This is a genomic window from Pseudomonas rustica (genome assembly GCF_018336155.1).
In the GTDB taxonomy this organism is placed as follows: Bacteria; Pseudomonadota; Gammaproteobacteria; order Pseudomonadales; family Pseudomonadaceae; genus Aquipseudomonas; species Aquipseudomonas rustica.
Map to the genome: position 1 here is coordinate 80,122 of NZ_JAGYHF010000017.1, position 11,517 is coordinate 91,638.

Annotated in this window: 8 protein-coding genes and 1 pseudogene; 5 read left to right on the forward strand and 4 right to left on the reverse strand. The window is 58.8% G+C overall.

Annotated features, from left to right (window positions below):
* Window positions 1-6: 6 nt before the first annotated feature.
* Window positions 7-2,529: a CS1-pili formation C-terminal domain-containing protein gene (locus KFS80_RS25405; RefSeq protein ID WP_212546306.1), complete on the reverse strand. Its 2,523-nt coding sequence runs from the start codon at window positions 2,527-2,529 to the stop codon at window positions 7-9.
* Between the two features lie 109 nt (window positions 2,530-2,638).
* Window positions 2,639-3,130: a CS1 type fimbrial major subunit gene (locus tag KFS80_RS25410; RefSeq protein WP_159815105.1), complete on the reverse strand. Its 492-nt coding sequence runs from the start codon at window positions 3,128-3,130 to the stop codon at window positions 2,639-2,641.
* Between the two features lie 534 nt (window positions 3,131-3,664).
* On the opposite strand from KFS80_RS25410, the gene KFS80_RS25415 reads away from it, so the two are divergent.
* Both KFS80_RS25415 and KFS80_RS25420 read left to right on the forward strand, forming a co-directional pair.
* Window positions 3,665-4,240 carry a PadR family transcriptional regulator gene (locus KFS80_RS25415; RefSeq protein WP_053123477.1) on the forward strand — a complete coding sequence of 192 codons (576 nt, stop codon included), beginning with the start codon at window positions 3,665-3,667 and terminating at the stop codon, window positions 4,238-4,240.
* Window positions 4,237-5,025 (forward strand): siderophore-interacting protein, encoded by a 789-nt coding sequence (locus KFS80_RS25420; protein WP_212546307.1) that lies wholly within the window; start codon window positions 4,237-4,239, stop codon window positions 5,023-5,025. The genes KFS80_RS25415 and KFS80_RS25420 overlap by 4 nt, the downstream gene beginning before the upstream one ends.
* Window positions 5,026-5,243: 218 nt before the next feature.
* Here the strand turns inward: KFS80_RS25420 and KFS80_RS25425 are convergent, their stop codons facing one another.
* Together KFS80_RS25425 and KFS80_RS25430 are read right to left on the reverse strand one after the other, a co-directional pair.
* Window positions 5,244-5,891 carry a Pr6Pr family membrane protein gene (locus KFS80_RS25425; protein ID WP_212546308.1) on the reverse strand — a complete coding sequence of 216 codons (648 nt, stop codon included), beginning with the start codon at window positions 5,889-5,891 and terminating at the stop codon, window positions 5,244-5,246.
* 1 nt (window position 5,892) lies between these two features.
* Window positions 5,893-6,123 (reverse strand): VF530 family protein, encoded by a 231-nt coding sequence (locus KFS80_RS25430; RefSeq protein WP_008088485.1) that lies wholly within the window; start codon window positions 6,121-6,123, stop codon window positions 5,893-5,895.
* 333 nt (window positions 6,124-6,456) lie between these two features.
* Here KFS80_RS25430 and KFS80_RS25435 point away from each other — a divergent pair, with 333 nt between their 5' ends.
* The 3 genes and pseudogenes from KFS80_RS25435 to KFS80_RS25445 form a co-directional block, all read left to right on the forward strand.
* Window positions 6,457-7,818, forward strand: a complete 1,362-nt coding sequence (locus KFS80_RS25435; RefSeq protein ID WP_212546309.1) for a carbohydrate porin — start codon at window positions 6,457-6,459, stop codon at window positions 7,816-7,818.
* A gap of 218 nt (window positions 7,819-8,036) precedes the next feature.
* A complete protein-coding gene (locus tag KFS80_RS25440; RefSeq protein ID WP_212546310.1) occupies window positions 8,037-10,448 on the forward strand; it encodes a glucose/quinate/shikimate family membrane-bound PQQ-dependent dehydrogenase in 2,412 nt (803 codons plus the stop codon).
* A gap of 521 nt (window positions 10,449-10,969) precedes the next feature.
* A pseudogene (locus tag KFS80_RS25445) lies at window positions 10,970-11,323 on the forward strand (DUF6124 family protein); the annotation flags it as partial.
* Window positions 11,324-11,517 lie beyond the last annotated feature (194 nt).

The window sequence follows — 11,517 nt, forward strand, 5'->3', positions numbered from 1 at the left end:
GTCTGATCAACCTGCGGTTTCAAGAGCAATAGCGTTGTCCGCCAACGTATCCGGCGTGCAGCGCAAATCACCAATCATCAGCACGTTGTTTTCCACCCGGGCGGCATCGGTGTTCAAACGGAACCGGCAGAGCAATTGGTCGCCCTGACGCACTTCCAGGGTCGGCGCTCCGGCGTTCATTTCCATCGAGAAGAATCCGTCGACTTCACTCACGCCTCGGCTGGCGTGGTTGATGATGTGGTGGCCCTTGAGCGGCTGGCCTTTGGGGTCGATCAAGCGGCCGAGCACCGTCAGGGTTTTCATCACGCGGATTTTTCGATAGTCCACGCCGCCCTTGTTCAAGTGGTAACTCGTGCGTGCCGGTTGAATCGCCGCAGCCGGGACGTCGTTGCCTTCGAAATCGAAGCTCACCGTGCCGTTTTTGTAAGCGGTGATCGGGATGAAGTTGCGCCCCGGCCGCAGGTTGGCGCTGCCACCGCTCAAGTCATCGGCGCGCAGGGCGATGTCGTCCAGATCAGACTCGACATCAACGATCATCCCGGCGCCACCTCGATCGTGTTGGCTGGTCATGGCGATGTATTGGCCACTCAGCGCCACGGTGCTGTCGAGGTTCAAACCGCCGGAAAAATTGTTGTTATACGAAGAGCGCTGAATGAAGCCATCGCCGTTGACTGCGTCGCTCTGAAAGCTGCCAGTACCGGAAAGCCCCAGACCGTAGGTGTCGGTGATCGCCGTGGCCGAGACGCTCTGCAACAAGTGATCCTGCAAGTCTTTGCGATAGGTGACGGAGGCATTGTTGTCACGCCCGCCATCGCGCGAAGTTCGCGAACCGAGGCTGCCGGAAATCTGCTCGCCCGGCCCGCCCAGCGCCAGGCTGACACTCAAATCGACCCCGCGATTGCGCGCATCGCCGCTGCTGAAACTGCCCGGACGATCGAACACCGAAAATCGCCAGTTGGCATCGCTGCCAAACAATTCGCCGCGCTGCGTCCAGCCGAGATCGAGACCGACACCTTCGATATTGCCGTCGCTGTGCGAGACCCGCGCGTTGATCGAACTTTTGTTGCTGACCCGATGATTCACCGACAGCGCCGAGTTGCTGGTCTGGCCGATGAACACGTTGCGCTGTCGTACACGCGTGCCGTCGGGCAGGGTTTCGTAGGTGTTGGTGGTGTCGAGCCAGCTGCGGTTATGGGTCAGGAAAATACTGCCCGAGCCGTAGCTGTACATGCCTTGCAGATCGAGGCCGGTGCCGTGGTCTTCGGTTTGATAAACATTGCCAAACACACTGGTGTTGTTGGCCAGCGTCCAGTCGATCGAGGTGCCGTACTGCAGTTTTTCGCTGATCTGCCGCCCGGAAAATCCGACGATGACGCGTGGATGCAGCAAGTAGTTGAACGCTGCGCCCGCCGTCATGCCGCCGGACGCCTGATCGTCCCAGTTGCTCCACAATTTGCTCTCGCGCCCGGCGAACACGTTGTAGCGCCAGCGCTCGTCATGATTGCGCCAGTTGTTCGGTTTGTAGATCAGCTCGGACGTGGTGGAGGTGATCTGACCGTCTTCGATCAGGCGCACTTCAACTTCATAGATGCCGCCGGGTAATGGTCGGGTGTCGAGGGTTTGCAGACCGGCGTCGACCGGTTGCGTGTTGATCAACATGCCGTTGCGATAAATCTCCACCGAAGCCTGACGGTTCGCGGTGACGTAGAGCGGATAAACGCTGGGTTTCGGGTTGTCGATCGCGAGGCTGTCGGAGCTGCCGTACATGGCGCCCACCGCCGTGTCCGGGCTGACACCGAACGAACGTGGCTGGCGAGTCAGGCCTTCGGAATCGGGCATGAAATAGCCCAGGCGAACAAAACTGCCCTGCAGCTCTTTCTGGCTGTAGAGCTCTTGCACGGCGTGATACATCTGCTCGTCCGAACCGCCCAGACGGGCCATTTGTACGTTCAGGCTTTGTGTCCAGTTGCCGAGGCTGCTGCTGGTGACCAGCCCGTAACGACCACCAAGATCCTGATCCTGACCACCGTTGAGGTTGAGCTGGTTACGCACGATCAACCCGGTGCTGCCGGATTTCGGTTGCAGGTAATAGCGCGGCGCCTGGCTGTCACGCTCAGCATTCTCGGTGACGATCGATACCAGCGAATTTTCCAGGTTGTAGTGCACGGCGAGCATCTGCTCCGGGCAACTGCCCTGACAGTTGCCCAGCACCACACCCCGACCCAGGTAGTCGGCCCAGACATCGCGTTCGATGGCAGTGAAGTTACTGTCGGTGCTCTCGGTAAATTCGAGCAGGGTGATGCGATCATCGCGTGATAGAACAATCATCGCTTCACCCAGAAACTGTTGGTCCAACTCCACACGCACCGCAAGTGGCACATCAAAGAAGTGCTCTTCGAATTCACTCGGCAACCCTTTTGCCTGCGCCAGCAAGTTACGTGGCGTATGACGGTCATCCGTAGGCGCAGCCAAGGCATTGGCACATAAAAAAAGTGCAAGCGCTGCCGCGATGGGTGTCATCGGAAACATGAACTTAGTTACTCTTTTTGTTTGATTGGCCAATCGCCGGCCGAACGCTATCAACTAGCGGCCGGCCGGACGAGCCCATTGCCAGAGACTAGCAGTGGTCGAAAACGCGTTACTGGGTAATGCGCGGAATGGCGTCAAACATCACCACCGGTGTGGCGGTGTACAGGCCGGACTGGCCATCGGCCGGTTTGGCGGCGGTGATCACCAGATCAGCACGCATGCCGCCGTTGGATTCGGTATCGCCGACAACTTCTTCAGACGCGCCGGTGAGGGTTTTACCGTTGAAGGTGTACGTCAGCGCAATGGTATTGGCACCGTTGAACAGAGGCTGTGGGCCACCCTCAACGTAAGCACCGACCGAGCCCTGGGTGTGCTGGATGTCATAGGTACCGCGCACCGGGGACAACGTGCCAGCGCCGATGACGTAGCGCATTTCTTCGTTTTTACCGAAGTTCGGATCGACCGGCTGTGCATGGAACACCTTGCTCGGAATGTCCGCGACGATATTGATGGCGGTGCGCGATTCTTCAGCCGCAAAGGCCACCGAAGCACCCAGTGTCAGCATGGCCAGAGGAGTAGCGATTGCAAGTTGCTTGAGCATGATTAACTTCCTGTTATTTCGTTGTGGGAGATGGCTGAAGTCCTGAACCGCTTACAAGGTCTGAAGAATGAAGCCAGCTGGCTCCAGACATGTAAGAAAGTGGACGTTCAACGCCGAGGAATATTCCCCTATTCCCACCACGAAATAAGCAGGCCGTTTCTGACGCATGCGTAGCCAAAGTGCTATTTAACTTGAAAGAAAAACATCAACTTTCAAGCAAAACACCTGAGCAACTGTAAGACCGATACTACATCAGGAGAAAATGACAAAGTTGCATGTTATGCAACTTCTGTAAGAACCAAACTACACGTACAACAAAATAGGGACGATATCGATGATTTAGAGTAATTAATCAAACTAAGCGAAAGTTGTATAGGCATTTATTGTTACCGGCGCGGCGAAAAAATCCTGCTCAGGTGCCCCTTGCGTCTCCTGGGCGCTCGTGCAAACCCGCACGACCGTTGGTCATTTCAGCTTGATCAGGCCATAAGATATATCTTAAGTTGTATCTAAACACGACGAGAGAAGACTGAAATGAGAGACCATCATTCCCCCCACCGCGAACACGGCGACGGCCGTGACGGCTTCGAAAAACGCCCCGGTCGCGAACGCGGCGGTCGCGGCCCACGGGTGTTCGCCCCCGGCGATTTGAAATTGCTGCTGTTGGCGCTGATCGCCGAACAGCCGTGCCACGGCTACGATTTGATCCGCCAGATCGAAGGCATGTTCGACGGCGCATATAGCCCGAGCCCCGGCGTGATCTACCCGACCCTGACCTTTCTCGAAGAAAGCGACCTGATCGCTGGCGACGCCGAGGGCGGCAAAAAACGCTACAGCGTCACCGAGGCCGGTCGTTTGTCTTTAAGCGAACAAGCCGTGGCACTCGATGGCGTGCGCATGCGCATTGATGTGAGCAAACGCTCGCTGCGCGGCCATGACCGCCCTGCCGAAATCCATGAAGCCGTGCACAACTTGCGCCATGCCTTGCAAATGCACCACGGGCGCTGGAGCCCGGAAGAAATCCTGCGTGTGCGTGACCTGCTCAACGACACCGCGAAAGCCATCGTCGACGGCCCCGCCGTTCAACCTGCCTCGGAGAAAGCCGAATGACTGCAGTCGATACCCAAACCATTCACCGCGTGATGCACGAAATCAAACGCCGCAAGCTTGAAGTGTTGCGCGTGGTTGACCTGACGCCGCGCATGCGCCGCATCACCCTCGGCGGGCCGGAACTGGCCGGGTTTATCAGCCTGGGCACGGACGATCACGTCAAACTGCTGTTCCCGCAGAACGCCGAACAGGCCGCCGCGCTGGAAACCATGGTGCTCGGCGCCGGCAAGGACGATGGGCCGAAGCCAGAGATGCGCGACTACACGCCGCGCCGTTACGACCTGGATGCACTGGAACTGGACATCGATTTTGTGCTGCACGGTGACGGCCCTGCGTCGACCTGGGCTGAGCAAGCTGCACCGGGACAATTCCTGCACATCGGCGGGCCGCGTGGCTCGATGATCGTGCCGGACATCTTCGACAGCTATTTGCTGATCGGCGACGAAACCGCCCTGCCCGCCATCGCCCGCCGCCTTGAAGGTTTGGCGGCGAATCGTAAAGCGCTGGTGGTGATCGAGGTGGAAAACGGCGCGGAACAGCAAGTGCTCGAGAGCGCGGCGCAGATCAATGTGATCTGGGTGCTGCGTGAAGGCGGCCAGGACAACCTGCTGACCACCGTGAAGCAATTGCAGGTGCCGAAGGGCAATCTGTACGCGTGGGTGGCGACGGAGACCAAGGTGTCACGGCAGATTCGCCGTGTCCTGATCGATGAGCACGGGCTGGATGAACAACTGATCAAAGCCGTCGGCTACTGGCGCGCTGAGGGCACTTCTGAAGATGAGTGACACAAATCCCCTGTGGCTGGGAATTACCTGTTTCTGCTGATCACCTGTGGTTAGTGATGACCTGTGGCGAGGGGATTTATCCCCGCTGGGCTGCGAAGCAGCCCTGAAACCGGGCACTGCGGATTACCTGACACAACTCATAGAATGTTTTGGAGCCGCTTCGCAGCCCAACGGGGATAAATCCCCTCGCCACAGGTTTCTCATTTACCACCGGTTCATCACTGATCTAAAGATCGGGTTGCGCGCCAGCGGTCGAGGCCGATCACCAGCAACCCAATCACCACAAACCCCAGCAATATCCCCCCGGCATTGATAAACACCTGTGGATAACCCAGCACCGCCACATCAATGAACGGATATGCATACGCGCCGAGCAAATGCCCGCGCAGCAAGGCGTAGATGAAGTACACCAGCGGATAAATCAGCCACAACGGTATATGCCACAGGCGCAACGTGCCCTTCGGTACGCACACCCACCAATACCCCAAAAACAGCAGCGGCATCACGTCGTGAAGCAATTCATCGGCAACAAACTGCCAACCTTCCGGGTGCCACAAATGCCGCAGCAAAATGCTGTAGGCCAGGCCGACCACGACAATGCTCACGGCAATCCCACTGCTCACCCACGGCTGTAGAAACCAACGGCGTGCGGCGGACTCACGCTCGGTCACTGCACACGTCAGCACCGTCGCCACCAGCGTATTCGTCCATATCGTGAAGTAACTGAAAAAGCTCACCAGCCCGCCCAACAGACTGGCGCTGACGCTCAAGCGTGCGAAGAAAATCAGGTACAGCTGAATAGCCAATCCCGCCCAACCTAAAACGGCCGCGCAGGTGATCAGGCGATGGCGCCAGACGGCGTCCATCTCAGAGTGGTCGCTTGGTGCGCATCAACTTCACGTACAGACGCTCGACCTTCTCCCGCGCCCACGGGGTTTTGCGCAGAAACGTCAGGCTCGACTTGATGCTTGGATCGCTTTTGAAGCAGCGAATATCAATGCGCTCGGCCAGCCCCGACCATTCGTAATGAGTCACCAAAGCGTTGAGGATCTGTTCGAGGGTGACGCCGTGCAGCGGATCGGGGGTTTGGTCGTTCATGCCAGGCCTTTGGGCGAAGTGAAAAATGCGGAAGCCGCGCACCTTAGCCGAGGGGGTGGTTCGGTGGAAGGGCTTCCTTCAAATGTAGGTCAAGGTCAAAAGATCGCAGCGTTCCGCAGCTCCTACTGGTGCACGCATTTCAATGTAGGAGCTGCCGAAGGCTGCGATCTTTTTGCACTGTTACCAAATCTGAAAGGATGCATGTTCACAAAAGGCCTTTGTCTTTTTGTTACAGATCATTATCCTGCCGCCCTTCAGCTGAATCGCTTCACTGCCTGCGACATATTGAAGCGCTCAGTTTGCACCCCGAAAACACCAAAAAAAGACTTATTCATGCCCGATTTTTCCTTCTCCCGAGACAGCGCTATCTCAGCCCTGCGCGCCATCGGTGGCTGCACCGCCCTTGGCCTCGCCACTTGCGTCCAAGCGGCTCCCGCGTTCGACAGTGAATCACCGTACATGCTCGGTGACTGGAACGGCACGCGCACCGAACTCTCGGAAAAAGGCTACGACTTCAAGCTCGATTACACCGGCGAAATGGGCAGCAACCTGCACGGTGGCTATGACCATGACCGCACCGCGCGTTACAGCGATCAGTTCGGTTTGGGCACACACCTGGATCTGCAAAAGATCCTCGGCTGGGACGATGCCGAGTTTCAACTGACCATCACCAAACGCAGCGGCAACAACATCAGCAACGATCGCATCAACGATCCGCGCGTCGGCGGCTTCACTTCGGCCCAGGAAGTCTGGGGCCGTGGCCAGACCACGCGCCTGACGCAGATGTGGTATCAGCAGAAATTCTTCGATCAGAAACTCGACATCAAGGTTGGTCGTTTCGGCGAGGGCGAAGACTTCAACAGCTTCCCGTGCGACTTCCAGAACCTCGCGTTCTGCGGCTCGCAGGTCGGCAACTGGGTCGGCGGCATCTGGTACAACTGGCCGGTCAGCCAATGGGCACTGCGCGTCAAATATCACCTGACCCCAGAGTTGTACGCGCAGGTCGGTGCCTATGAGCAGAACCCGTCGAACCTTGATCGCGGCAACGGCTTCAAACTCAGCGGCAGCGGCACCCAGGGCGCGATCCTGCCGATCGAACTGGTGTGGACGCCGAAGCTCAACGGCCTGCCGGGCGAATACCGCGCCGGTTACTACTACAGCAACGCCAAAGCCACTGACGCTTATAAAGATCAGAACGGCCAACCGGCGGCCCTCAGCGGCGAAGCCTATCGCAGCGCGTCGAGCAAACACGGCGTGTGGCTGGGTATTCAGCAGCAAGTCACCAGCGTTGCCAGCGACAACAGTCGCGGTTTGAGCGTGTTCGCCAACGGCACGATGCACGACAAGAAAACCAACGCGATCGACAACTACGTGCAGGCCGGCATCACCTACAAAGGCCCGTTCGACGCGCGCGCCAAGGACGACATCGGTTTCGCCCTCGCCCGCGTGCACGTCAACCCGGCGTACCGCAAAAACGCCGAAGCGACCAACCAGGCCAACGCCGTTTACGACTATGACGATCCGGCGTTCTTGCCACCGCAAGACACCGAATACAGCGCCGAGTTGTATTACGGCGTGCATGTAACAAATTGGCTGACCATACGTCCGAACCTGCAATACATCCGCCACCCCGGTGGCGTGAACGACGTCGACGACGCCCTGATCGGCGGGATCAAGATCCAGTCCTCGTTCTAAAGCAACACACAGATCCCCTGTAGGAGTGAGCCTGCTCGCGATAGCGGTGTTTCAGGCGACATCTCCAGTGACTGAAACAGCGCTATCGCGAGCAGGCTCACTCCTACAGATGAAATTCGTTAGCTAGACAAGTTTTTATCTGAACCATGCCCACGCTCAATCGTCATCTACAGTGACTACTGCGCGGGACTACTTGAAACGTCACGGAGAATCACACTATGAGCACCGAAAGTGCTTCGAGTCGAAGCCGTCTGCTACCGAGTCTGCTCGGCATTCTGCTTCTGCTGATGGGCCTGGCCATGTTGGCCGGTGGGGTCAAGCTGAGCATGCTCGGCGGCTCGCTGTACTACCTGCTGGCCGGTATCGGCATTGCGCTGTCCGGCATCCTGTTGCTGCTGGGCCGCCGTGCGGCGCTGGGCCTGTACGCCATCGTCCTGTTTGCCAGCACCGTTTGGGCGCTGTGGGAAGTCGGTCTGGACTGGTGGCAACTGGTGCCACGTCTGGCCCTGTGGTTCGTCCTCGGCTTCGTGATGTTGCTGCCGTGGTTCCGTCGTCCGCTGCTGCTTGACGGCCCGGCGCCGATGGGCACTCGCGGTCTGACTGTGGCCGTGGTTCTGGCCGGTCTCACCGCGCTGATCAGCCTGTTCACCCACCCGGGCGAAACCTTCGGTGAACTGGGCCGCGACACCGCCGACACCAGCAGCACCGCACCAGCGATGCCGGATGGCGACTGGCAGGCCTACGGCCGCACCGAATTCGGTGACCGTTATTCGCCGCTGAAGCAGATCACCCCGGCCAACGTCGGCAAGCTGCAAGAAGCCTGGCGCATCCAGACCGGCGACCTGCCGACGGCGGATGACCCGGTCGAGCTGACCAACGAAAACACCCCGCTGAAAGCCAACGGCATGGTCTACGCCTGCACCGCGCACAGCAAAGTGTTGGCCCTGGATCCGGACACCGGCAAAGAACTGTGGCGCTTCGACCCGCAGATCAAGAGCCCGGTCGGCTTCAAAGGCTTCGCCCACATGACTTGCCGTGGCGTGTCGTACTACGACGAAGCCGCGTACGCCAAAACTGAAAACGCAGCCTCGGCTGTGATTTCCGAAGCCGGCAAAGCCGTTGCTCAGGCTTGCCCGCGTCGTCTGTACCTGCCAACCGCTGATGCCCGCCTGATCGCCTTGAACGCCGACACCGGCAAAATCTGCGAAGGCTTCGGCACCAACGGTGTGGTTGACCTGACCCAAGGCATCGGCCCGTTCACCGCTGGTGGCTACTACTCCACCTCGCCGGCCGCGATTACTCGTGATCTGGTGATCATGGGCGGTCACGTCACCGACAACGAATCGACCAACGAGCCATCGGGCGTGATCCGCGCCTTCGACGTGCACGACGGTCACCTCGTATGGAACTGGGACAGCGACAAGCCAGACGCCACCGAGCCTTTGGCACCGGGCGAAACCTACAGCCGCAACTCGGCGAACATGTGGTCGCTGGCCAGTGTCGATGAAAAACTCGGCATGGTTTACCTGCCACTGGGCAACCAGACTCCAGACCAGTGGGGCGCTGACCGCACCCCGGGCGCCGAGAAATTCAGCGCCGGTATCGTTGCTCTGGACCTGGCCACCGGTAAAGTGCGCTGGAACTACCAGTTCACCCACCACGACCTGTGGGACATGGACGTTGGCAGCCAGCCAACCCTGCTCGACATGAAAACCGCCGACGGCGTGAAACCGGCGCTGATCGCCCCGACCAAACAGGGCAGCCTGTACGTCCTCGACCGTCGTGACGGCACGCCGATCATTCCGATCAAGGAAATCCCGGTACCGCAAGGCGCCGTGAAAGGCGACCACACCGCACCGACCCAGGCCCGTTCGGACCTCAACCTGCTGGCCCCGGAACTGACCGAAAAAGCCATGTGGGGCGCGAGCCCGTTCGACCAGATGCTGTGCCGCATCCAGTTCAAAGAACTGCGTTACGAAGGCCAGTACACCCCGCCGTCGGAACAGGGCAGCCTGATCTACCCGGGTAACGTTGGCGTGTTCAACTGGGGCGGCGTTTCGGTCGATCCGGTTCGCCAAATGTTGTTCACCAGCCCGAACTACATGGCCTTCGTTTCGAAAATGGTGCCACGCGAGCAAGTCGCCGCCGGCAGCAAACGCGAAAGCGAAACCGCTGGCGTGCAACCGAACACTGGCGCGCCATACGCCGTGATCATGCACCCGTTCATGTCGCCACTCGGCGTACCGTGCCAGGCCCCGGCCTGGGGCTACGTTGCCGGTATCGACCTGACCACTGGCAAAGTCGTGTGGAAACGCAAAAACGGCACCAGCCGCGACAGCTCGCCAATCCCGATCGGCTTCACCCTGGGCGTGCCTAGTATGGGCGGCTCGATGGTCACGGCTGGCGGCGTCGGCTTCCTCAGCGGCACCCTCGACCAGTACCTGCGCGCGTACGACGTGAACAGCGGTAAAGAGCTGTGGAAATCGCGTCTGCCGGCGGGTGGTCAAGCGACCCCGATGACCTACACCGGCAAGGACGGCAAGCAATACGTTCTGTTGGTTGTAGGTGGTCACGGTTCGCTGGGCACCAAAATGGGCGACTACATCATTGCCTACAAACTGCCGGAATAAGCTTTAACGGCGGTAAAACAAAGGCGATGTCTCGTGAGGGACATCGCCTTTTTTGTGCACCACATATCCATGTAGGAGCTGCCGAAGGCTGCGATCTGTTGACTTTGATTTTTAAAAGCCAGATCAAAAGATCGCAGCCTTCGGCAGCTCCTACAGGGTGGAATGGGTTGGCTGTGGGAAATTTGCTCGTCCTACAAATGCTGGTAATTGAACGGAGTTTTTCCCACAAGTCGCGTCGGTTGTGCCTCGGAAGTGGGGTGGATAGGCTCTGAGGGTCGCTGCAAATTCAGCGAACGGGCGTCGCGGCCCGAGCAGTTCATTCGATTTGATGCATAATCGCCGACCCAAACGGGAGCGCTCAGGTGCTTGTTGTTTGGTTTGATGGTGGCTGTGCGCGGGATACCTTCGGGTATGCCGAGATTGCCGAATGGCTCGGTCCGCGAACCTGCGTACAGCTGCCACCCTTTGTCGCGTCGCGGCGATTGAGAGTGACAGCCCCACTCATCATTCGGAGCTTCACCATGATCAAACCAACCCCCAATCCGCCCACAGCGGAAGACACCACCCCCTACGAATTCCCCGGCTCAAAAAGATTCCACGAAGCCGCCGAACGCGCCCTCGATCACTACCTCAAACCCAACGCACTCACCCTGCGCTTCCACAAACCCAGCACCATGTTCCAGGTCGCCCCCGACCAAAACAACGAAAGCCTGCTGGTCCACGCCTGCGAATCCCTGGCCCAAGCCAGCCTCATGACCAGCGACATCGCCGCCTACATCGAACTGCCGCAGCGAAGGACGATTCTGGCGATCCAGCAAATCATCATGCTCGCCGAACTTGCGGTGAACTGCGCACTGGATAACCACGAAATATCCCCCCCCCACCCACAACTGAAAAAGTCCCTCACCCTAACCCTCTCCCGGAGGGAGAGGGGACTGACCGAGGTGTTTGGGCGAAATACGCCGACGTGCAATACCGAGCCGAACTTAAGCTTCAAAGCGTGAATCAACAGCCCCTCACCCTAACCCTCTCCCGGAGGGAGAGGGGACTGACCGAGGTGTTTGGGCGA